Raw genomic sequence first — 23492 nt, forward strand, 5'->3', positions numbered from 1 at the left:
TGGTCAGCCCGCCGACAGCTGGGCCAGGGCGTCGACCTGGTGCTCGTGGCTCAATCGCTGCAGCAGCGGATCGAGATCGCCGGCCAGTACGTTGGGCAGGTCGTACAGGGTCAGCCCTTCCACGCGGTGGTCGGTGATCCGGCCCTGCGGGAAGTTGTAGGTGCGGATGCGCTGGCTGCGGTCGCCGCTGCCAACCTGCAGGCGCCGTGATTCGGCCTGCGCCGCGTCGTGGCGCTGGCGCTCGGCATCCAGCAGCTGCGCCTTCAGGCGTTTCATCGCCTTGTCCCGGTTGGCGTGCTGGCTGCGTTCGGTCTGGCATTCCACCACCACGCCGCTGGGCACGTGGGTGATGCGGATCGCCGATTCGGTCTTGTTGACGTGCTGGCCACCGGCGCCGGAGGAGCGGTAGGTATCAATCCTCAGGTCCGCCGGGTTGATGACGATCTCATCGACTTCGTCGGCTTCCGGGATGATCGCCACGGTGGCCGCCGAGGTGTGGATGCGGCCCTGCGATTCGGTGGCCGGCACGCGCTGCACGCGGTGGGTGCCCGATTCGAATTTCAGGCGCGAGAACGCGCCCCGGCCGACCACGCGCGCCACCACTTCCTTGTAGCCGCCATGTTCGCCGGGGTTGTCCGATTCGATCTCGACCTTCCAGCCCTGTCGCTCGGCGTAGCGGGCATACATGCGGAACAGGTCGCCAGCGAAGATCGCCGCCTCGTCGCCGCCGGTGCCGGCGCGCACTTCCAGGAACAGGTTGCCTTCATCGCGCGGGTCGCGCGGCACCAGCAGCAGTGCCAGCTCCTGCTCCAGGTCCTGCAGGCGGGCCTGGGCGGCGGCGATCTCCTCGTCGGCCAGTTCGCGCAGGTCCGGATCGGTGCGCATGCTTTCGGCCGCGGCCAGGTCGGCCTTGGCACGCACTTCATCGGCCAGCGCGGTGGCGATCGGTTCGAGCTGGGAAAACTCACGCGAAAGATCGCGGAAGCGCGCGTTGTTGGCGACCACCTCCGGTTCGGCGAGCAGACGTTCCAGTTCTTCGCGGCGCTCGGCCAGCGCTTCCAACTTACGGCGCAGGGTCGGCGTCATCGGTTCTCACAGGTGGGTGGTGGTAACCCGGCGCAGCCGGGAACAGGCGCTCGGCGGCGCGGGTCAGGTCGGCGTCGCCGCTGAGCGCGGCCGCGCGCAGGGCGGCGGTCGGCGGGTGCAGCAGGCGGTTGGTCAATCCATGGGCAAGCAGTTCCAGCACTTCGTCGGCCGGCTTGCCGTTGGCCAGCTGCTGGCGCGCGCGCTCCAGCAGTTCGGCACGGGTGGCCTCGCCGAAGGCGCGCAGTTGCCGCAGCGGTGCCTGGTGGGCACTGGCCTGCAGGGTCTCGACGAAGCGCGAGACCTGCAGGTCGATGATCGTCTCCGCTTCGGCGGCCGCCTCGCGGCGGCTGCGGCGGTTGTCTTCCACCGCGCGCTCGAGGTCGTCCACGGTGTACAGGAACGCATCGTCGAGACTGGCAACGTCGGCCTCGATGTCGCGCGGCACGGCCAGGTCGAACAGCAGCATCGGCTTGTGCCGGCGTGCGCGCAGGGCGTTGGCCACTGCGGCACGATGGATCACCGGTTCGCGTGCCGCGGTGGCCGAGAACACTACATCGGCCTCGGCCAGGTGACGCTCCAGTTCGGTCAGCGGCAGCGCCACACCGCCATGGCGGCTTGCCAGTTCCTGCGCATGGGCGAGGGTGCGGTTGGCGATCAGCAGCCGCCGCACCTTGCCTTCGCTGAGGTGGCGTGCGGCCAGTTCGATGGTCTCGCCCGCGCCGACCAGCAGCACGGTGGAATCGTCCAGGCGGGCAAATGCATTCTGCGCCAGGCGCACCGCTGCCGAGGCCACCGATACCGGGTTGGCACCGACCTGGGTATCGGTACGCGCGCGCTTGGCCACCGAGAACGTCTGCTGGAACAGCCGGTCCAGGCGTTGGCCGAGCAGGCCATGGTCGCGCGCGGTCGACCAGGCGTCCTTCACCTGGCCCAGGATCTGCGGCTCACCCAGCACCATTGAATCCAGCCCTGTCGCCACCCGGAACAGATGGCGAACGGCATCGGCATCGGCGTGCTGGTACAGGTAGCCCTGCAGGTCACCGGCCTGGCTCTGCAGCCACTGGTCCAGCGCCTGCGCGGACTCGGCCACGGCATACAGCTCGGTGCGGTTGCAGGTGGACAGCAGCACCGCCTCGGCGATCTGCGGGGTATCGCGCAGCGAACCGAGCGCGCGCGGCAACGCGTCACCGGCGAAGGCTGCGCGTTCGCGCAGTTCCACCGGTGCGGTCTGGTGATTCAGTCCGAGCACCCACAGGGTCATTGTTCAGTTGCTTGCGATAAGCTGCTGGCCATTGGACGACATTTTAAGGCCCCGATGCCGACGATGCCCGCATTGATTCGCATCCCCAGTGTTCTGCTGCTGTCTCTGGCCTGTGCGCAGGCCCTGGCGGCGGTGCCCGCCAAGGCGCCTGCACGGCCTGCGGTGACTGAGGAACTGGCGCTGGAGCCGGTGCTGGCCGGCGAGTTCGCCCTGCAGGCCGGCAAGCTGGCCGAGGCCGCGCGCTGGTACCTGCAGGCGGCCCAGCAGACCGACGGCGACGCCGGCCTGGCCGAGCGGGCGACCCGTATCGCCATGCTGGCCAACGAAGATGGCGCCGCGGCCAAGGGCCTGGCCCTGTGGCAGCAGCGTGCGCCGCGCTCATTGGCGATGCGCAGTGCCGCCGGTGCGCTGGCGATGCGCCAGGGCGATGTGAAGGCTGCGCGCAGCGAGCTTCAGGCCTTGTTGCAGGACCCGGGGGATGAGGGCTGGAAGTTCGCCCTGGGCGCCTTGATCGGCGGTGGCCGCGATCCGGCCGTGCCGGCCCAGGTGCTGGGCGAGCTGGTCGATGCCAACGCCATTCCCCAGAAGATCGAGGCCTGGCAGGAGTTTGGACGCCTTGCACTGCGCATGGAGAAGCCCGAGCTGGCACGGCGCATGATCGATGAGGTGGTCAAGCGCTTCCCCGAGGAGCCACGCGTGGCGTTGCTGCGCGCCAGCCAGCTGCAGCAGGCCGGCCAGACCGACCAGGCGCTGTCGCTGCTGCATGGGGTGGAGCCGAAGACCCGTCAGGACCCGGAGCTGCGCAACGCGGTGGCCATCGCCTATGACAGCCTCGGTCAGCCGGCAGCGGCCGAGCGCGTGCTGGCGGTCGGTCCCCAGGATGTGCAGACGTGGGGCATGCGCGCTTCGCTGCTGGCCAAGCAGGGCGACAAGGCCGCGCTGTCCAGTCTGTACAACGAACTGTCGCGGCAGGCGGCCAAGCCGGACCCGGCGCAGCGCCTGTTGCTGGGCAAGATCGCCGAGTACCTCAAGCGCTACCCGGAGGCGGTCAACTGGTATCACAGCGTTCCCGGCGGTGATGAGCTGAATGAAGCGCGCCTGCGCGCGGCCAATGCGCAGGGTCTGGCGGGCCGACAGTCGCTGGCGCTGGATGAAGTGCGTGCCATCCAGTCCGATGCCAGCGTGGATGACGATGTGCGGCGCGATGCGTATCTGCTGGAAGCCGAGCTGCGCCAGCGCGCCGACGACCTTCCCGGCGAGATCGACGCACTGGCCCGTGGCCTGGCCGCGTATCCGGACGAAAACGGCCTGTTGTATGCCCGTGCGCTGGCCTGGGAGCGTCGCGACGACATCGCCCGCGCCGAGGCCGACCTGCGCAAGATCCTGGTGACCGAGCCGGAGAACGTACCGGCACTGAACGCACTGGGCTACACCCTGGCCGACCGGACCGGTCGCTACCAGGAAGCGCTCGAACTGATCGACCGCGCACGCGTGGCCGAACCGGACAACGCCGCCATCGTCGACAGTTATGGCTGGGTGCTGTATCGCCTGGGGCGCAACGCCGACGCGCTGGTACAGCTGCGCCGCGCCTGGACGCTGGCCAAGGACCCGGAAATCGCCGCCCACGTGGGCGAGGTGCTGTGGGTGCTGGGCAAGCACGATGAAGCCCGTCACTTCTTCGAGGAAGCGGCCAGGCTCGACCCTGAAAACCGCGCACTGCTGCGCGCCCGCGAGAAATTCAATCCATGAGTGTTTCCATGATCCGGCCCCTGCTGCTGGTGGCCGTGACCCTGGCCCTGAGTGCCTGTACCACCGTTGGCCGGCAGAAAACGCCGGCGCCCGCCGTTGTCACCACCGTTTCGGCCGAAGCGGCCGCCGCCGAGGCCGCGCGCGTGGACGCGCTGCGATCGGCGTCGGAGTGGAATTTCCAGGGCCGGGTGGCGGTCAGCAAGGGCAAGGACGGTGGCAGCGGCCGCATCGACTGGAAGCAGGAAGGCCAACGGTATGTGGTTGAACTGAGCGCGCCGGTCACCCGCCAGAGCTGGAAGTTGAGCGGTGATAGCCATCATGAAGCCGGCCGTCTGGAAGGGCTGGCCGGTGGTCCGCGCGAAGGTGAAGACGCGCAGGCCCTGCTGCTGGAGGCCACCGGCTGGAATATCCCGGTCAACCAGCTGCCCGACTGGGTACGCGGTCTGGTCGCTGGGGACAGCGGCGGGCCGGAAAAGATCGATCGTGATGCAGATGGCCGCCCGCGGCGGCTCCAGCAGATGGGCTGGGTGATCCAGTATCTGGACTGGTACCCGGCCGAAGCCGGGCGTCCGGCCCTGCCGCGCAGGGTCGAGGCAGTCAATGGCGACGCCAAGGTGCGCCTGCTGGTCGACCAGTGGGGGCAGGGCGCGCCATGAACCCGCCGGTGGATGACGCGGGCTGGTCCTGGTGGCCGGCCCCGGCCAAGCTGAACCTGTTCCTGCATATCACCGGCCGTCGTGCCGACGGCTACCACGAGCTGCAGACCGTGTTCCGCCTGCTCGACTGGGGTGACCGTATCGGCCTGCGCCTGCGTGAAGACGGCCAGGTGCGGCGGCACGGCGAGGGCCTGGCCGGCGTCGCCGAGGCGGATGACCTGGCGGTGCGTGCGGCACTGGTGCTTAAAGAGACGGCAAATGTCGAGCAAGGTGCCGACATCATCGTCGAAAAGCATGTTCCCGCAGGCGGTGGTTTCGGCGGTGGGTCGTCCGATGCGGCCACCGTGCTGGTGGCGCTGAACCGGCTCTGGGGCGCGGGGCTGGACGACAATGCGCTGGCGGCGCTGGGCTTGCGCCTCGGCGCCGATGTGCCGGTATTCGTGCGCGGCCACAACGCCTGGGCCGAGGGGGTGGGCGAGCAGCTGCAACCGATCGCCCTGCCGCAGGCCTGGTATGTGGTGGTTGATCCGGGCGTTCATGTGCCGACCCCCCTCCTGTTCGCTGATCCGGATTTGACGCGCGACAGTCCACAGGCGAAAATAGAGGACTTCGCTTCCGGCTCGCTGGTCGGGAACGTGTTCGAACCGGTGCTGCGCCGCCGTGAGCCTGCCGTCGAGGCGGTGCTTGCTGCGTTGAGCGACATTGGCACGGCACGACTGACCGGTTCGGGAAGTGGTTGTTTCGTCGAGTTCGATTCGCAGGCTGCCGCCGAGCAGGGACGAGCGAAGTTGTCGAAGGAGTTGCGGGCAAGGGTGGCTGCGGGCGTTGCACGTTCGCCACTGCTGGATGCACTCGAGCAACACTGATTCATCAATGCAGGGGCGTCGCCAAGAGGCCCAAGGCACCAGGTTTTGATCCTGGCATTCGGAGGTTCGAATCCTCCCGCCCCTGCCAATGCGGCTGCGTCCGCGCCTTCCAGCGCATCACCTGCGCGGGACGTGGGAACAGCCGCGGTGTTGTCAGCAGCAGGGGCCGAGGTGGTCCTTGCCGTTACCGGATCCCCGCCACTCGTCCCCGCCCGAGACAATCATGATGCAAGAGTCCCCGAACCTGCTGGTCTTTTCCGGCAACGCCAACAAACGTCTGGCGCAGAACATCTGCAAGGAACTGGGAGTGCGCCCGGGCAAGGCGCTGGTCTCGCACTTCTCCGATGGTGAAGTGCAGGTGGAGATCGAAGAGAACGTCCGCAAGCAGGACGTGTTCGTGATCCAGCCGACCTCGGCGCCGAGCGCGGAAAACCTGATGGAACTGCTGGTGCTGATCGACGCGCTCAAGCGCGCATCGGTGGCCAGCGTGACCGCCGTGGTGCCGTACTTCGGCTACTCGCGCCAGGATCGCCGCATGCGTTCCTCGCGCGTGCCGATCACCGCCAAGCTGGCGGCGAAGATGTTCAGCACCGCAGGCGCTGATCGCGTGCTGACCGTCGACCTGCACGCCGACCAGATCCAGGGTTTCTTCGATATTCCGGTCGACAACGTGTATGCCTCTCCGCTGCTGCTGGCCGACATCTGGCGCGCCTACGGCACCGAGAACCTGATCGTGGTGTCGCCGGACGTGGGCGGCGTGGTCCGCGCCCGTGCAGTGGCCAAGCGCCTGGATGACGCCGACCTGGCGATCATCGACAAGCGTCGTCCGCGCGCCAACGTCTCCACCGTGATGAACATCATCGGTGACGTCGAAGGCAAGACCTGCGTCATGGTCGATGACATCGTCGACACCGCCGGCACCCTGTGCGCCGCTGCCGCTGCCCTGAAGGCGCGCGGTGCGCTCAAGGTCGCCGCCTACTGCACCCACGCGGTGCTGTCGGGCCCGGCGGTGGACAACATCACCAATTCCCAGCTCGATGAGCTGGTGGTGACCGACACCATCCCGCTGAAGGACGCCGCGCGGGTGTGCAGCAAGATCCGCCAGCTGAGCGTGGCGGAAATGCTGGCCGAAACGATGCGCCGCATCGCCTTCGGCGAGTCGGTCAGCTCGCTGTACGTGGATTGATTTTTTCGTCCCCGCCGGCAACGGCAGGGACACGCCGGGCGCTTCTGGTCGCGGAAGTGCCTTCAACCGCCAAGCCGCAAGGCAAGGCAACAACCGAGTAGTCGAAAATGTCGAAGACCCATGAAATCAAGGTCACCAAGCGTGAACTGCAGCGTAAGGGTGCGAGCCGCCGCCTGCGTCACGCCGGTGTGATCCCGGCGATCGTGTACGGCGGCAACGCCGAGCCGGTCGCCATCAGCCTGGACCACAACGAAATCTGGCTGGCCCAGCAGAACGAGTGGTTCTATGCCTCGATCCTGGACCTGAACCTGGACGGCCAGGTGCAGAAGGTGCTGCTGCGTGACATGCAGCGCCATCCGTACAAGCAGCTGATCATGCACCTGGACTTCCTGCGCGTGAACGAGAACGAGAAGCTGAGCGCTTCGGTTCCGCTGCACTTCATCAACGAAGACGCCTCGCCGGCCGGCAAGGCTGCCGACGTCGTGGTCACCCACGAACTGAAGGAAGTGGCCATCAGCTGCCTGCCGAAGGACCTGCCGGAGTCGATCGAAGTCGACCTGGGCGAGCTGAAGGCTGGCGACGTGGTGTACCTGTCGGACATCAAGCTGCCGAAGGGCGTGGAAATTCCGGCGCTGGCGCTGGGCAAGGACCACGACGACGCCATCGTCACTGCCAAGCACGGCAAGCAGGACGCTGCCGACGCTGAAGAAGCAGCGGCCGAGTAATACCCCGCGGCGCCTGTCCTTCGGGGCAGGCGCCGTATCTGGATGGAACGATGGCAGGATTGCGACTGATCGTCGGTCTGGGCAACCCCGGATCGGAGCACGCCCGGACCCGCCACAATGCCGGGTTTCATTTCGTTGAGGCCCTGGCTGAAAAGGCCGGTGCGCGATGGAACGTGGACAGCAAGTTGTTTGGCGAGACCGCCAAGGTCGACATTGCCGGACAGACCGTGTGGCTGCTCAAGCCAGCCACCTTCATGAACCTCAGCGGCAAGTCGGTCACCGCCGCGCAGCGGTTCTGGAAGATCGAGCCGGAGGAAACCCTGCTGGCCCACGACGAACTGGACCTGGCGCCCGGCGTGGCGCGGTTGAAGTTCGACGGTGGCCACGGTGGACAGAACGGCCTGCGCGACACCATCCGTCTGCTCGGCCATGGCAGGTTTCACCGCCTGCGCGTGGGCATCGGCCATCCCGGCCACAAGGACCGCGTGGTCGGCTGGGTGCTGGGACGCCCCTCCAAGGACGATGAGGTACTGATCTCCCGCGCCATCGACGATGCGATCGACGTGCTGCCGTTGGCGGTGCAGGGCGATTTCAGCGAAGCGATGAAGCGGTTGCACACCCCGAAGTAACCGGTAATGCCGGCCGCTGGCCGGCAACGGGTGCCAACCGGCGCCGGTAGGCGCCAACCGGCCCCCGGTAGGTGCCAACCGGTCCTCGGTAGGTGCCAACCGGTCCCCGGTAGGTGCCAACCGGCCCCCGGTAGGTGCCAACCGGTCCCCGGTAGGTGCCAACCGGTCCCCGGTAGGTGCCAACCTTGGTTGGCACAGATGCTGATCGACGACACCGAGATGGATTGGCCAAGCGGCGCGCGCGCTGTTTCACCAATCACTTTCACCCCAGAGAGCTGTCACCCATGGGTATCAAATGCGGCATCGTCGGCCTGCCCAACGTCGGCAAGTCGACCCTGTTCAACGCGCTGACCAAGGCGGGCATCGCCGCGGCGAACTTCCCGTTCTGCACCATCGAGCCCAACGTCGGCATCGTGCCGGTGCCGGATCCGCGCCTGAACGAGCTGGCGGCGATCATCAACCCGCAGAAGGTCATCCCGACCGCGGTGGAGTTCGTCGACATCGCCGGCCTGGTGGCCGGTGCGGCCAGTGGCGAAGGCCTGGGCAACAAGTTCCTGGCCCACATCCGCGAAGTGGATGCGATCACCCACGTGGTGCGCTGCTTCGAGAACGCTGACGTCATCCACGTCAACAACAAGGTCGACCCGATCTCGGACATCGACACCATCGATACCGAACTGGCCCTGGCAGACCTGGACAGCGTGGAGAAGGCACTGAATCGCGCCGAGCGTGCGGCCAAGGGTGGTGACAAGGACGCAGCGGCACGCAAGCCGGTGCTGGCCAAGCTGCAGGCCGCGCTGGCCGACGGCAAGGCCGGCCGTTCGGCGGGCCTGGACGAGGAAGAGAAGGCGCTGGTGCGCGATCTGTTCCTGCTGACCCTCAAGCCGGTGATGTACATCGCCAACGTGCTGGAAGACGGTTTCGAGAACAACCCGCACCTGGACGCCGTGCGCGCCCGTGCCGCCGAAGAAGGCGCGCAGGTGGTGCCGGTGTCGGCGGCGATCGAAGAAGAGCTGTCGCAGCTGGATGACGAAGACCGCGATACCTTCCTGGCCGACCTCGGCCTGACCGAGCCGGGCCTGAACCGCGTGATCAACGCGGCCTACAGCCTGCTCGGCCTGCAGACCTACTTCACTGCCGGTGTAAAGGAAGTCCGCGCGTGGACCGTGCGCAAGGGCGCCACCGCGCCGCAGGCTGCCGCCGTCATCCACACCGACTTCGAGAAGGGCTTCATCCGCGCTGAAACCATCGCGTATGACGACTTCATCAAGTACAAGGGCGAAGCCGGTGCGAAGGAAGCCGGTCGCCTGCGCCTGGAAGGCAAGGAATACCGCGTGCAGGAAGGCGACATCCTGCACTTCCGCTTCAACGTCTGATCCCACGCCAGCGGATCTCGCCGGACGCCCCGCCTTGTGCGGGGCGTTCGCGTTTGCGGCTTCGCCCGAGCAGCGTGGACAAAAATTGACCGCCTTCTGAGGCGCTTGCCGCGCATGGCTCGCAACTGCTTATCCACACCAAACTCCCATCGCTTTCCACCTGCAGTGTGGAAAACCCGGATGACTGTGCGGGGCCTGGCCGATGCGCGGCTCGTGCGGACCGCAACCGGGGCGTGGGCCCGGCGCTTCCGTGCCTGGGCAAGCGTGCATGGACAAAATTTCGCCACGCCCCCAAACGCCTGTGAGACAACACTCCCACCCACTTGTCCACATCAAGTTCCCATCGCTTTCCACGTTGCATGTGGAAAACCCCCAGCGGCATATGGACAAAAAACAGCCATGCCCTGAATCGCCCGCAGCGCAGGGCTCGCAGGCACTTGTCCACATCAAACCCCCATCGCCTTCCACGCGTGGTGTGGAAAACCTTGAGGCCGCCCCGCGTTGCCGTCTCAGGGGCACTGGCAACTTCGGATCTTTCGCATGGAGCGCTTGCGGGCGCTCCTCCATGCTGCCGCCAGACGGACGTTCTGGCCTGGCAGGGGCGATGGAATCAGGCGTGTGCTGAAGCCCTTCGTCCTCCCCCGTGGGCCGGAGGACGGCACAGCGATGGGGATGCCTCAGCCGAACAGTGATGCCTGCAGGCAGTACTCGATCAGCGCCTGGTCGCTGTCCACGCCCAGTTTGCGCATCGCGCTGATTTTCTGGGTGCTGACCGTCTTCGCACTGCGCTGCAGTTGGCGGGCGATGTCGCCTACGCTCATGCCGCCGGTGAACAGGCGGATCACTTCCAGTTCCCGCGGAGACAGGCGTGCCCGCACCACCGCTGCATCGGCAGGTTCTGCGGCTGCCACCGGCAACAGCCCATGCGGGCGATGGATGCGGTCGGCCAATACCGTGCGCAGGGCCTGCACCAGGCTCCCCAGACCGTGACTCTTGAGCACCACGCCGCCGGCGCCTGCGGCATACATCGCCGCTACCAGCGAGGGATTGGAGACCATCGTCAGCACCAGCACATGAGTCTCCGGAAAGCTGCGGCGCAGGAACGAGATCAGCTTGATGCCATCGCCGAAGGTGTCACCGCCGGGCATGCTGTAGTCGGTGATCACCGCGTGTGGGCGCGTGCTTGCCATCAACTCGATCAGCGTCGCCGGATCAGCGGCTGCGCCGACCACTTCCAGGTCCAGTTCGCCGGCCAGCACATCGCGGATGCCGGCAAGCACGATCGGATGGTCGTCGGCGATGAGGATGCGCAGTGTCATGTCGGTGTCGCGTTGCTGGAAGGTGGGGGGACGTCAGCGGGTGCAAACGGTTCAAGCAGCCGCTGCAGGCGACGCTGGAACTGGTTGAGCGCTTCGATGAGCGCCGGCAGTTCGCAACCGTCGCCGAGCTGTTGTTCGATGTGCTGGCCACATGCCACCAGTGCCGGGGCACCAACGATCACCATTGCGCCGCGGATGCGATGCAGCACCTGTGCCACCTGGCCGGGCGAGGCATCGGCAATGGCCCGCTGCAGGCTGTCGAGGTCGGCCTGCATGGTCTGCAGGAACAACGCCTGCATCTTCTCCGGAACCTGCAGGGGACCATCTTCTACGACGACTGGCTCGCTGCGCGGCAACGCCGCAACCTGGCTCAGCAGCCGCTGCAGTGCTTCGAGTGTGATCGGCTTTACCAGAACGCCCTGCATCCCCGCCTCCTGGCAGCGCTGTCGCTCGGCCGGGTCCGCGTTGGCGGTCGCGCCATGGATAGGCACATCTACGCCGCGCGCGCGCAACGCCCGCGCCAACCCGTAGCCGTCCAGGCCAGGCATGTTGAGGTCGCTCAGGACCAGAGCGAAGGGCCGTTGCTGCCAGTATCCCAATGCTTCATTGCCATCGCTGGCGACCACGGCGTGGCAACCCAGCTGTTCCAGCTGGTCGCGCAGGATGGCCTGGTTGATCGGATTGTCTTCGGCAACCAGCACGTGCAGATCGAATCGGCGTGAAGCAGGCAGGTGCCCGCCGAGGCTGCCTGGCAGGGACCGTCCGGCTGCAGCAGCCAGCGCGATCACGATCGCATCAAAGTGCTGCAGGCCGACCTGCCAATACCCCCGCACGTGCTGCGGCCGCAGCCCGCCCTGAGGACAGGCGATCACGCGCGGGCCATCCCAGGCAGGTATGGAGTCATCGAGCAGCACGTCGAGCATCACCGCCGATGGATCGAAAAGCTCGGGTGCATCCTCGCGGTACACGCTGGCCTGCGCGCCGCGCTGCTGCAGTCGTTCGCACAAAGACTGCACGAGTTCGCGGACACTGCCGCGCACCTGCACCGGCATTCCCGTCGGCAACTGCGATGACGGCGCCTGCAGCGGGTCCGGGCTCGTCGGAGGCAGAGGCAGCTCGACGGAGAAGCTGCTGCCGAGCCCGCTTTCGCTGACCACCCGCAGGTGGCCTTCCATCATGGTGGTCAGGTGGGCACAGATTGCCAGGCCCAGTCCGGTGCCACGCATGGCGTCGGTGCGCGGATTGGCCTGGAAGAAGGGTTCGAACAGGTGTGCCTGGTGTTCGCTGGCAATGCCGATGCCGGTATCGGCAACCTGCCAGCGCAGCCAGCTGCGATCATCGATGCGCTGCACGCCCAGGCGCACGACAACCCGCCCGCTGTCGGTGAACTTCAGTGCATTGCTGATCAGGTTGTTGAGGATCTGGCGGACGCGTGCGGCGTCACCGTTGACCGCAGCCGGTACGTCCGGGTCTATGCAGGCGTAGAACTGCAGATCCTTGCGTGCGGCGGCAGCGGCATAGGAATCCAGCGCATCCTCGGTCAGCCGTACCGGATCGAACGCGCCGGGCTCCAGGCTCAGCTGGCCGGCCTCGGCCTTGCTCACATCGAGGATGTCACTGATCAGCTGCATCAACGTCGAGGATGAGCGCTGGATCGTGTCCAGGTAGTCCTGCTGGCGAGCATCCAGCGGGGTCAGGCCGAGCAGTTCCAGGGTACCCAGCACGCCGTACAGAGGGGTGCGGATTTCATGGCTCATGGTGGCCAGGAACTGGCTCTTGGCCCGGTTGGCCTGGTCGGCCGCACGCCGGGCCTGCTGCAGTACCTGCTCCGCTTCGTGCTGGCTGCTGAGATCGATGAACAGGCAGAGTATCGCCGGCTCACCGCGATAGCGCGCGGGCGTGGCGGTGATCAGCAGGTGGCGATTGTCCGGGGTGGTGTAGGCCAGTCCATTGCCGCCGGTGGTGCCACCGGCGGCCAGCACGCTGCGCCGCCACGGCCCGTGCCAGCCGCCTTCGCCATGGTCTTCGCCCAGCCAGTGACGCGCCAGCGCATTGTCCAGCAGCACGCGGCCATCCGTGCGCCGCAGCAGGCACAGCCCGATCGGTGCGTTGTCGAGAATGGTGCGGCTGAAGGCTTCGCTCTCAAGCAGTCGCGCGTGGTTGCGGCGCAGCGGTTCGATCACCGACCGCCGGTAAGCGCGCAGGATCAGCGCGCCCCCAACGGCCAGCAGCAACGCCACCAGCATGCTCCCCAGCAAGGGGCCATGCGGGTGCTGGAACACCTGTTGCCAGCTGACGTGGTACACCGCCAGCCATCCCTGTTCGCTGCGCATGCGGAACAGCAGGCCGCCCACGCCCGCGCGCCAGGAGGTGTCGGCGCTGCTGGCGTCGGCCGCATCGCCGAGCAGCAACCGGCCGCTGCCGTCGAAAAGGGACATCCGTTCAAAGACCGGTGTGCCCATTACCTGGCGGTAGTCATCAACCCGGGCGGGATCCAACAGGCAGGCTACTGCCGCCAGTGACTGGTCCTCGCTTTCGCCCCACAGGTGGGCATCCTGCGGCGTGTGGGCGATGGCGAGCAGGCGGTTCTTTCCATCGCGCCAGGCCACCGGCGTCCAGACGATGCTGCCGCGTCGCAGAGCTGGTTGTTCGCCGAGCATCCGATGGACCAGCGCCAGGGCAGGTTGCAGGTGATGCGGGCTGCTCTGGCCGGCATCACGTAGCGACATCTGGATGGGTGCAAGCAGTCCACGGCGGCCCTGGCCATCGACCAGCAGGCAATGAGGAGGCGGAAACCGGGAGGCCGTCCAGAAGGCGCCATAGAAGCGCAGGAAGCGATCGCCCAGTTCGGTCGTTGCCGGTGTTGCCGCACCGCCGCCAGCACCGATGGCGGCGAAGCTGGTGAACAGCGGCCCCGATGGTGCCGGCGGAGCGGCATCGTCGGCCGCTAGTCCGCTGCTGCCCACGTCATGCAGCCGCCATTGCCGCAGGAAGCGTTCCTGCTCCTGCAGCGTGCCGTCCAGACGGCGGAAGTGGTACCGGATTTTGCCCTGTTCCTCGTTGAACAACTGGCTGCCGGTGGACAGCAGCAGGCCGGCCTGCAGCGTCGCCAGCACCACCACGCCGATCAGCAGGGCATGTACGCGCAGGGAGCGCCGCGCAAGTCGGCGTACAGGAGCGGCCTCGGCCGGCATGGGCAGGTCTCGGAAACAGAAGGCGGTCGATTGCGGCCGGAAGGGTCCAAGGCACGGCCGGTACCGCCGTGTGCACAGGATCGTCAATGACTCTTGATGGAATTGTGAAGTTTTTCAGCCACGATGTCAGTGCGACGCCGCCCGGGTGTTGCCGGCAGCCTCGTGCGGGTTTTCTTCATCCAGCAGACGGGTGAACTCGTCCGATGGCAGCGCCTGGGAAATCAGGAAACCCTGCACCTGACTGCAGCCGAGCTGGCGCAGCGCAGCCAGGTCGGCATCGCATTCCACCCCTTCGGCGACGATGGTCAGGCCAAGCCGATTGGCCAGGGCGATGACAGTGGCCAAGGTCAGATGCAGGGCGGGATCGCGCGCACAGCCGCTGACCAGCGCACGATCGATCTTGACCTCGGTGAAGGGGGTGTTGACCAGGTTGTGCACCGAACTCAGCCCTTGGCCGAAGTCGTCCTGGGCCAGGCCGAACCCCTTCATCCGCAACCGGCATGCGCCTGCATAGAAGTCGCTGACGTGGCGGGTGGTGCTGTTCTCCATCAGTTCGAAGCACAGATCAGCCGGATTGCCGCCCGCGGCCAGGGTCAACGCCAGCAGCTCATCGGGAAGGTCGGACTGCTCCAGCAGATGCGGTGGCAGGTTGATCGATACCGGTACGTGGAAACCCTGGGAGCGCCAGCGCGCCTGCGTCTGGATGCTGGCGGTGAGCATCGCGCGCAGCAGTTCGCCCTCCAGGCCATGGCGGCACAGCGCAGGCAGAAAGCTGCCAGGCGCCAGTGTTCCCAACTGCGGATGGCACCAGCGCACCAGAGCCTCGGCGGCGACCACGCGCCCGGACTGCAATGACTTCTTCGGCTGGAACCACGCGGTCAGGCTGCCGTCGGCCAGCGCCTGCCGCAGCTGCGCCGCGTCCGGCTCGGGCGCCAGCGCAGCCGGAGGCAGACGCACCGCCAGCCGGGTCTGGGCCAGTGCATCGAGCAGCGCATCGACATCGCTGGCGGCGACCGGCTTGGCCAACAGCCCGATCACGTCCAGGCCCAGTGATTGGGCCATCAGCCGTGCCGAACTCATCATCCGCCGCGAGGCTGCGCTGACCACGGCAAGCCGGGGCGGGCGCGGCTGCGCGGCCAGTGCCTGGATGAACTGGATGCCATCCTGGCCGGGCATCAACAGATCGCTTACCACCAGGTCATAGGCCTGGCAGGCACACAAGGAGATAGCTGCGTCCACATCTTCGCAGGCGTCGACCTGGACGCCCGTGTGCGCGCTGAACAGATTGACCAGATAGCCGCGCTGGAACGGCTGGTCTTCCAGGATCAGGACACGGCGGGTCACGCTGGATCTCCTTGGCGAACGGCGGAAAGCGCCTGACGCAGGCGTGCGATGTCGATGGGTTTGCTCAGATAACCCTGCATCCCGCTGGCCAGGCAGCGCTCGCGCTCCTCGGCGGTGGCGTTGGCAGTGGCGCCTATCACCGGCAGCAGAGTGCCCTCTGCCCGCAGCCGGCGCGCCAGAGTGTGGCCGTCCATGCGCGGCATGTTGATGTCGGTGACCACCAGGTCGAAGTCGTGGGTCTGGCACAGCTGCAACGCCTCGACACCATCCTGCGCGAGTTCCACCTCGCAACCCAGAGCCCGCAGCTGTTCGGCCAGGATCACCCGGTTGATGGGATTGTCCTCCACCGCCAGCACCCGCAATCCCAACGGGCCCGGTTGCACATCGCGCGCTGCGGTGGGCAGCGTTGCGCATTGCCGCTGCTGGCGTGCGACCGCCAGGGCGATCGAGGAAATGCCATGCAAGGTGACCATCAGCGCGCCATCGGCGGTAGGTGCCGGTTGGTCGCCAGCATCGATCGAAGCCAGCACCCGCGGTCCCTGCCAGGCCAACGGTTGCTCCGCCTCGCCATCCATCAGGATTGCGCCGTCATGGTCGAGCAGGGCAGGATCGCCGTGCAGGGGCTGCGCATTGGCACCCCAGCGGCGCAGCCAGCCACAGGCACTGTCCACCAGCTCGCGATCGCGGCCGCGCACGTAGACAGGCGGTTCGGCCAGCAACGCGGGCCCATCCTCGGCCGCCGCCAGCACCGGCAACGGCAGGCGCACGGTGAAACTGCTGCCCAGTCCCGGTTCGCTGACCACGCGCAGTTCGCCACTCATCAAGCGCACCAGGCGGTCGCTGATCGACAGGCCCAGCCCGGTGCCCTGTGCACTGGCAGCGCCACGGACCTGGCGGAAGGGTTCGAACAGGCGCGCCTGTTCCTCGGTGACGATGCCCACGCCGGTATCGGTGACCTGCCAGGCCAGCACGCTCGACTCGCCTTCGCGCTGCACCAGTCGCACGCGCAGCACCACCCTGCCATGCTCGGTGAACTTGATGGCATTGCTGAGCAGGTTGCCCAGCACCTGGCGGATCCGGTCGGCATCGCCGAGCACCCGTGTCGGCAACCGGGGATCGGTGCAGACCAGTACCTGCAGGCCCTTGCGCGTCGCCGCAGCGGCGAAGCTGCGCAGCACGCTTTCGGTCAGCTCGCGCGGCGAGAACGATGCCGGCTCCAGGCTCAGCTGGCCCGATTCGATCTTGGACACATCCAGCACGTCGCTGATCAGTTGCAGCAGCACCGACGAAGAACTCTCGATGGTGCGCAGGTACTGCGACTGGCGCGCATCCAGGGGCGTTCGGCCGAGCAGCTCCAGCGTGCCAAGCACGCCGTACAGCGGTGTGCGGATTTCATGGCTCATGGTCGCCAGGAACGCGCTCTTGGCCTGGTTGGCAGCGTCGGCCGCCTGCCGCGCCGAGGACAGCGCCGCCTGCGCCTGTCGATGGCGTGAGATGTCATGGAATACGCACAGCAGCACGTCGTCATCCTGGTAACGGCAGGCAGCATGCAGTACCTGCAGCTGGCGACCGTCGCGTGCGGTGAACTCCAGCCCGCGACCGCGTTCGCCGGCATGCCCGCGCCACGGTGCCTGCCAATCGCTGTCCGTGCCGTCTTCGCCCAGCCAGTCGCGCAGCAGCTGGTTGGACAGCAGCAGCTGGCGGTCGCTGCGGCGCAGGACACAGATGCCAACCGGCGCCAGATCGATCACCGTGGAACTGAAATCCAGGCTTTCCAACAAGCGCCGGTGCTGCAGCAGGGCCGGTTGGATCAACTGGCGGTCGACGCGACGCCGCAGCAGACGCAGCGCCATTCCTGCAAGCATCAGCAATGCACCGCTGATCAGCAGCGAGGTCGCCATGTCGCCGAGCAGCAGGCGCGGAGGCAGGTGATAGACCAGTCGCCAGCCGTCATTGCCGACGCCCTTCACCAGGGCCACGCCGCGTGGCAGGCCCGCGCTCCAGAGCACGCCGAAACTGTCGTCCTGTCGCTGCTGCAACGCCTTCCAGCCTGCGTTGTCCAGGTGCGGCGCCGGGCTCGACAGGGCAGGCTGCCCATCGCGATCCAGCAAGGCGTAGCCGCCGATGTGCTGGCCATCGATCATGTCCGAGGTGGCCGCCCTGTCAAGCAGCAGTATCAGCCACTGGTTCGAATCCGGTCCGGTCTGCACCGGCTGCGCCAAAGCGACCCCGGCATTGTCCGGACGCAGCCAGTACACCGGGTCGGTGCCGGCAAGCGTGCCGCTGCGCTGACGCAGCACCTGCAACGTGGGCAGGCTGGTGATGTCCGCGTCGGCCTGACGGCCGGCCAGCCAATGCGTTCCCTGCGAATCGAGAAGCAGCAGATGCGTCTGCAGCACGTTCAGCGTGTGCTCGGCGCGCGGTGACAGCAGCAGGCGCTGGCCCGGCTTCCCGCCCGGCCCGTCCAGTGGCAGCTGGCGCACGCCTTCGCTGGGAGGAGCCGACGGATCACCGACCACCACCGAATCGCCCAGATAGCGCAGCAGGGCTTCGCGCTGGTCGAAGTAGATCTGCGCCCTGTAGGCAGCGGCGTTCATGTCACGCCGATGGGTGGAAATGTCTTCGGTGAGCGCCGTGAGCAGGTAGAAGCCAGTGGCCGCGGTCAGGCACAGGAACACGCACAGCGTCAGCCAGCTCAGCAGCACCGAGGCGGCGGTCGGTGGCGCGATCTGGGGCAGGCAAGGGCGAGGGAGACGGAACATGCACCGATGCTAGGCAGAACGGTCACCGGCCCGGAATCAGCCACATCCTAAAAACAGCCGGCACCGCGCGGTCGTGCCCGCGGGCGTGGCACGGTTCAGGGTAGGGAGGGGGCAGGGCAAAAAAAGACCCCCGCCGAAGCGGGGGTCTGTGGCGGGCCAGCAGCAGGGCGTCCTTACAGCGCGCCGCCGCCGAACTTGTGGGTGTACTGCAGGTTGATGGTACGGCCGACGCTGTCGAACCAGGACACGTCGTAGTACGGGTACGCCGTATAGGTCTTGTCCTTCGGCGGCATCTTGTTGAACACATTGACCACCGACAGCGACAACCGCGAGTGATCGTCGAAGCGGTACTGCAGCGAAGCGTTGTAGCGGTAGGTCGCCTTGATCCACGGGCTGTCGCCGCTGTCCTCGTCGAACACCTGGTCGTAGCTGTCCGAGGTCGGCAGCCTGCCCAGGCGCGAGCCGTACACGGTGGCCGACCAGGCGTCCTTTTCCCAGGTCACGCTGACGCTGGTCTTGGTGCGGGGAATATCGAAGCCGCTGTTGATCGCGAACTGGTCTTCGGTCACATCGCCGGCATAGCGCTGGAAGTCATGCTTCTTCACCCAGGTGTGGGTGCCATTGAAGATGAAGTCGCCGATGCCGGTCTGCAGGCGGTAGCGCAGGCCGACGTCGATGCCGGAGGTGGACTCGCGCGCCACGTTGATCGGATTGACGTGCACACCGTACAGGCGGCCGTCTGCGGTGCGGGTGATGCGGGCCAGGGCATCCACGCAGGTCGGCGAGCCGATGTCGGCGCTGCCCAGGCGGCAGTTCGCTTCGCTGGCCAGGATCGTACGCACGTCCATGTCCTGCACCTGGTCGCGCATGTCGATGTTGAACCAGTCGGCCGACAGGTCCAGGCCGGTGGCCGGCGACCACACGAAGCCCGCGCTCCAGGAGGTGCTGGTTTCCGGTTCCAGCTCGCGGTTGCCACTGCGGCTGCGGATCACGTTGCGCTCGTAATCGGCGCAATCATCGGCGGCGTCGGCGCGGCAGTTGTACAGATCTTCCGCGCTGGTCTCGTCGTTGCCCGGGCCGGCGAACACATAGTGCAGGTCCGGCGCACGGAACGCGGTGCCGTACGAGCCGCGCACCAGCAGCGTGTCGATCGGGCGCCATTCCAGGCCGCCGCTCCAGGTCGCCTTGCCGATGGTGTGGCCCGAATAGCGATACTGGTCGTAACGGCCGGCCACGCTCAGGTTGACCGTCTCATGCAGCGGCATGCGCAGCTCGGCAGCGGTCGCCCAGCGGTTGCGCGACCCCGTGCCGTCCGAATCCTTCCAGCTGTAGTAGTAATAGCCGGTCGCCAGCGGGTCCGGGTTGAGCGCGTAGGCCTGCTGCCCCACTTCCACCGTCGCGGCAAAGCCGGCATCGCCGCCGGGCAGGGTGAACAGCGACCCATTGGTCAGGGTCAACGCAGCCGTCTCGGTGCGCGACTTCGGCGTATAGGTGGTGCGTGCGGCGATCGAATCGTACTCGGCACGGGTCAGCGGCCGGTACAGGCGCGACGGATCGGCGTTGTAGATCGGGAAGCCGTCCTCGTCCTCGCCCAGCTGCGGGCCCAGGAACAAGTCGTTGGCCTTGGATGCGATGATCTGCGCCCAGCTGATCCGCGACTGGTACTGCGAATGGCTCAGTGCTGCTTCGTAGTCCCAGTTGCCGGTCAGGTTGCCCTTGAAGCCGGTGGTCACGCTTAAGGTCTTCTGCGTGCTGCGCACCATCGCATTGTCCAGCCCGCCCATTTCCTCGGGCGAGAACTGGCGCTGCCAGAACTCGATCTCGCCGGTGGCTTCATTGTTGAAGTAGCCCGACTCATCGCCGTCGGCGGCCATGCGGCCCCACTTGGTGACATCGCGCATCAGCGACATCGTGTGGTAGCCCAGCTGCACGTCGGCGAACCACTGCTGGCCGTTGTCGAAGTCGTAGCTGAGCGAGGCATAGCCGTTGGCGCCACGGCGCTTGCTGAGGATCGTGCCGTAGCCGATCGCGCTGTCGCTGCCACAGTAGTAGCCGTAGCGCGGACGGAACGCGCGGTAGGTGCTGCCCTGGTTCTGCGCGGCCAGCGCCTCGCAGGTCGCCGCGCCCGGGTCCAGGTAGTCATCGTTGTAATCGGTGCGCAGGTAGGAACGACGGGCGATGCGCGCGCCTTCGGTCGGGCCGTCCTGCGTCGAGTCCTGGATGTCGCGGTCGTAGGCCCACAGCGGCGTCTGCGACTGCAGTTCGACGCTGTACACCGCGTTGAAGTTGCCGCTGCTGAAGCCGCTGGCCAGGCTCATGTCGAACGACTCACCACCGCCTTCGGTGGTGGTGCCCATGCGCATGTCGATGGTGGTGCCATCGGCCTGCTTCTTCAGGATGAAATTGACCACGCCGGCGATCGCATCCGAGCCGTAGATGGCTGACGCACTGCCGGTCAGCACTTCAATGCGATCGATCATGCCCAACGGAATGTTGGACACATCGGTGAAGTTGCTGCGGCCCTTGAACGGCATCGGGAAGTCGGCGATGCGACGGCCGTTGACCAGCACCAGGGTGTGGTTCGGCCCCAACCCGCGCAGGTCGACCTGCTGCGCACCCGGCGAGAAATCGGCCCCTCCGGAGGACTGCTGGCTCTGCGTCTCACCGCCGTTCTGGGTCATCGCGCGCAGCACGTCCGGCACGGTGGTGAAGCCGCTGGAGCGGATCTGCTCTGCGTTGATGACAGTGATCGGCGCCGGTCCTTCCACCTGGGCGCGCGGGATGCGTGAGCCGGTTACCTGCACCGCATCCAGCTGTTGTACCGAAGAGGAAGCGGGAGTCTGTGCCGCCGCCGACGCAGCAACGCCCATCAACGCCAGCTGGATCGACCACGCCATCGCCTGTCTACGCATGAGAAATTCCCGGAAGTAATGCCGGCCCGCAGAGGAGGGGCCCTGTCCCCCATTCACATTTCAGGAATAGGCGCGCGCATTTAACGCCTTTTTCATGTCCTTGACTACCGGAGATATGTCTGGCAAAGAGCGAAAACGGTTGCAGGTCGTTTTTGTTCAGGGAGATCAAGATGCGACGCCTTCGCCACGGGCCGCGTGGCCCGCTCATCGCCTTGCTGCTGTCGGCGCTCTGGTCTTCACCTGTCGCGGCGCAGGAACTGGTGGACGCGGGCTTCGCCTACTACGAAGTGGGCGATCTGGATGCTCCGCGGCCCGGGCCGCGGGCACCCGCAATGATGCTGATGGGCGGCGGCGAATGGGTACCTGAAGCCTTCCAGTGGTGGCTGCGCCAGGCCGGCAATGGCCGCGTGCTGATCCTGCGCGCCTCGGGTACCGATGAACTGCAGGACCGTCTGTATCGTGAGGTCGGCGGCACCACCGCCGTGCAGACGCTGGTATTCGACAGCCGCCGCGGCGCCGATGACCCGGCCGTGCTGCGGGTCGTGGCAGCAGCCGATGCGATCTTCATCGCCGGCGGAGACCAGTCCCGCTACATCCGCTTCTGGAAGGGCACCGCGCTCAATCGCGCGCTGAACGCCCACGTGCGCGCCGGCAAGCCGATTGCCGGCACCAGCGCCGGGCTGGCCATCCTCGGCGGCTACGCCTATGGTGCGCTGGACGGCGGCAGCATCGATTCGGCCAGCGCCATGGCCGACCCGATGGGCGAGGCGGTGACCCTGGACCGCGGCTTCCTGCAGCTGCCCTACCTGCAGCGGGTGGTCACCGACACCCACTTCGACAAGCGCGACCGTCTCGGTCGCCTCATCGTGTTCGTGGCCCGCGCCGCGCATGACAGCGGCGACCCGGACATGGTCGGCATCGGCGTCGACGAAGACACGGCCCTGTGCGTGGAGCCTGACGGCCAGGCCCAGGTCTACAGCGCCGACGGCGAAGGCAGGGTCTGGGTGGTCAGTCCCGGACGCGATGCCGACCGGCTGGTGGAAGGCGAACCCCTGCGCTTCCACGCGGTGCCGGTCGCCGTGGTTGCCAGCGGCAGTCGCATGCGCCTGGACGACCTGCAGGCCGACGTGGCCTACCAGGCGCTGGCCGATGTCGATGACGGCCAGATCGAACTGATCCGACAATGATCCGATAGCGCCGGGCCATGCCCGGGCGGATGCCGCCGCGCTGTGCCTTCCACCGGGCCCGGCCCGGCGCTACCGTGCAATCCAATCCCTGTCCTTCTGGAGATCTGCTTCCATGAAACTGCGCCTGGCGCTGTCTGCTCTGCTGTCCCTGCCACTGCTGGCCCAGGCCGCCCCCGCTGCATCACCCGTGCTGGTCATCCACGGCGGCGCCGGCGTGGAGCGCAGGGCTCTCTCCGCGGCGGAAGAACAGGCCGCACGCGCGGCGCTGAAGGCGGCATTGTTGAAGGGCCATGCCGAACTGGCAGCGGGGCGTCCGGCACTGGCCGCGGTCACCGCTGCCATCACCGTGCTCGAGGATGATCCGACCTTCAACGCGGGCAGGGGCGCAGTGTTCACCCACGAAGGCCGCAATGAACTGGATGCGGCGGTGATGGACGGCGCCACCCGGGCAGCCGGAGCGGTGGCCGGCGTGCAGCGCGTGCGCAACCCGATCCTGCTTGCGCAGACGGTGATGCAGAAATCCAGGCACGTCATGATGGTGGGGCAGGGCGCCGAAGCCTTCGCCGCCGAGCAGGGCGTGAGCCTGGTCGACCCCTCGTACTTCCGCACCGACAAGCGCTGGCAGCAGCTGCAGCGTGCATTGAAGGAAGAGGCGGGCGGCCAGGCCCATTCCGACCTGGAGACCGCAAAACACTTCGGCACGGTCGGTGCGGTCGCCCTGGATGCGCAGGGGCATCTTGCGGCAGGTACCTCCACCGGCGGCATGACCAACAAGCGCTATGGCCGTGTCGGCGATTCGCCGATCATCGGCGCCGGCACCTGGGCCGATGCGCGTTGTGCGGTATCGGGTACCGGCTGGGGCGAGTACTACATCCGCACCGCGGCAGCCCATGAGATCTGCGCGCGCATGCGCTACCTCGGTCAGTCGCCGGAACAGGCAGGCAAGGGCGTAATCAACGACATGATTCCGCAGATGGGCGGCGACGGCGGAGCGATCGTGCTGTCCGCAGACGGAAAAGCAGCAGCGCCGTTCAACACCCAAGGCATGTATCGGGGCTGGATCGGGGCCGATGGCGTTGCCCATGTGGCCATCTTTGCCGACGAGACAATCGCGATGCCTTGAGCAGAGCCTTGCGTATCAAGGGGTTTGCGACGCGCGTGAAAAAAAGTGAAAAAAAGCGTTGACAGACCCCCGCTTCATCTCCAGAATTGCGGGCTCACCACCACACACCGCAACGCT

At 66.9% G+C, this 23492-nt stretch carries 16 protein-coding genes and 1 tRNA gene; 10 read left to right on the forward strand and 7 right to left on the reverse strand.

The window, feature by feature from the left end:
- Positions 1-3 precede the first annotated feature (3 nt).
- On the reverse strand, positions 4-1086 hold the full coding sequence (gene prfA, locus D0Y85_RS03875) for a peptide chain release factor 1 (RefSeq protein WP_099841953.1): 1083 nt from the start codon (positions 1084-1086) through the stop codon (positions 4-6).
- Positions 1064-2347, reverse strand: coding sequence for a glutamyl-tRNA reductase (hemA, locus tag D0Y85_RS03880; protein WP_093818983.1), 1284 nt, complete (start codon positions 2345-2347; stop codon positions 1064-1066). The genes prfA and hemA overlap by 23 nt, the downstream gene beginning before the upstream one ends.
- 63 nt (positions 2348-2410) lie before the next feature.
- Between hemA and D0Y85_RS03885 the strand changes: the two genes are divergently transcribed.
- From D0Y85_RS03885 to ychF, 8 genes are all read left to right on the forward strand, one after another.
- Positions 2411-4096 (forward strand): tetratricopeptide repeat protein, encoded by a 1686-nt coding sequence (locus tag D0Y85_RS03885; RefSeq protein ID WP_205420731.1) that lies wholly within the window; start codon positions 2411-2413, stop codon positions 4094-4096.
- Positions 4093-4752 (forward strand): lipoprotein insertase outer membrane protein LolB, encoded by a 660-nt coding sequence (gene lolB, locus D0Y85_RS03890; protein ID WP_117309611.1) that lies wholly within the window; start codon positions 4093-4095, stop codon positions 4750-4752. Before D0Y85_RS03885 ends, lolB begins: the two co-directional genes overlap by 4 nt.
- The gene (gene ispE, locus D0Y85_RS03895; RefSeq protein ID WP_117309612.1) at positions 4749-5618 is read left to right on the forward strand and encodes a 4-(cytidine 5'-diphospho)-2-C-methyl-D-erythritol kinase; all 870 of its coding nucleotides are present in this window, start codon (positions 4749-4751) and stop codon (positions 5616-5618) included. Before lolB ends, ispE begins: the two co-directional genes overlap by 4 nt.
- A gap of 11 nt (positions 5619-5629) precedes the next feature.
- Positions 5630-5706, forward strand: a tRNA-Gln gene (locus D0Y85_RS03900).
- Between the two features lie 138 nt (positions 5707-5844).
- Positions 5845-6804, forward strand: coding sequence for a ribose-phosphate diphosphokinase (locus tag D0Y85_RS03905; RefSeq protein ID WP_025879147.1), 960 nt, complete (start codon positions 5845-5847; stop codon positions 6802-6804).
- Positions 6805-6911: 107 nt separating this feature from the next.
- The gene (locus D0Y85_RS03910) at positions 6912-7529 is read left to right on the forward strand and encodes a 50S ribosomal protein L25/general stress protein Ctc (RefSeq protein WP_117309613.1); all 618 of its coding nucleotides are present in this window, start codon (positions 6912-6914) and stop codon (positions 7527-7529) included.
- Positions 7530-7579: 50 nt separating this feature from the next.
- Positions 7580-8158 (forward strand): aminoacyl-tRNA hydrolase, encoded by a 579-nt coding sequence (gene pth, locus D0Y85_RS03915; RefSeq protein WP_093818987.1) that lies wholly within the window; start codon positions 7580-7582, stop codon positions 8156-8158.
- A gap of 284 nt (positions 8159-8442) precedes the next feature.
- The gene (gene ychF / locus D0Y85_RS03920) at positions 8443-9534 is read left to right on the forward strand and encodes a redox-regulated ATPase YchF (protein WP_025879150.1); all 1092 of its coding nucleotides are present in this window, start codon (positions 8443-8445) and stop codon (positions 9532-9534) included.
- 677 nt (positions 9535-10211) lie between these two features.
- Here ychF and D0Y85_RS03925 read toward each other — a convergent pair.
- The 5 genes from D0Y85_RS03925 to D0Y85_RS03945 all read right to left on the reverse strand — a co-directional run bounded on the left by D0Y85_RS03925 (position 10212) and on the right by D0Y85_RS03945 (position 21065).
- Positions 10212-10853, reverse strand: a complete 642-nt coding sequence (locus D0Y85_RS03925; RefSeq protein ID WP_117309614.1) for a response regulator transcription factor — start codon at positions 10851-10853, stop codon at positions 10212-10214.
- The gene (locus tag D0Y85_RS03930; protein WP_117309615.1) at positions 10850-14047 is read right to left on the reverse strand and encodes a hybrid sensor histidine kinase/response regulator; all 3198 of its coding nucleotides are present in this window, start codon (positions 14045-14047) and stop codon (positions 10850-10852) included. Before D0Y85_RS03930 ends, D0Y85_RS03925 begins: the two co-directional genes overlap by 4 nt.
- A gap of 126 nt (positions 14048-14173) precedes the next feature.
- Complete coding sequence (locus D0Y85_RS03935; RefSeq protein WP_117309616.1) at positions 14174-15391, reverse strand: EAL domain-containing response regulator; 1218 nt, start codon at positions 15389-15391, stop codon at positions 14174-14176.
- On the reverse strand, positions 15388-18153 hold the full coding sequence (locus tag D0Y85_RS03940; RefSeq protein WP_117309617.1) for a response regulator: 2766 nt from the start codon (positions 18151-18153) through the stop codon (positions 15388-15390). Before D0Y85_RS03940 ends, D0Y85_RS03935 begins: the two co-directional genes overlap by 4 nt.
- A gap of 173 nt (positions 18154-18326) precedes the next feature.
- Positions 18327-21065, reverse strand: a complete 2739-nt coding sequence (locus tag D0Y85_RS03945) for a TonB-dependent receptor (protein WP_117309618.1) — start codon at positions 21063-21065, stop codon at positions 18327-18329.
- A 170-nt stretch (positions 21066-21235) separates the two neighbouring features.
- Here D0Y85_RS03945 and D0Y85_RS03950 point away from each other — a divergent pair, with 170 nt between their 5' ends.
- Complete coding sequence (locus D0Y85_RS03950; protein WP_117311843.1) at positions 21236-22252, forward strand: cyanophycinase; 1017 nt, start codon at positions 21236-21238, stop codon at positions 22250-22252.
- Between the two features lie 112 nt (positions 22253-22364).
- The gene (locus tag D0Y85_RS03955) at positions 22365-23375 is read left to right on the forward strand and encodes an isoaspartyl peptidase/L-asparaginase (protein WP_117309619.1); all 1011 of its coding nucleotides are present in this window, start codon (positions 22365-22367) and stop codon (positions 23373-23375) included.
- The last annotated feature ends 117 nt before the right edge of the window (positions 23376-23492 follow it).

Origin of the sequence: Stenotrophomonas sp. G4, from assembly GCF_003428825.1 — a bacterium.
Taxonomy (GTDB): domain Bacteria; phylum Pseudomonadota; class Gammaproteobacteria; order Xanthomonadales; family Xanthomonadaceae; genus Stenotrophomonas; species Stenotrophomonas indicatrix.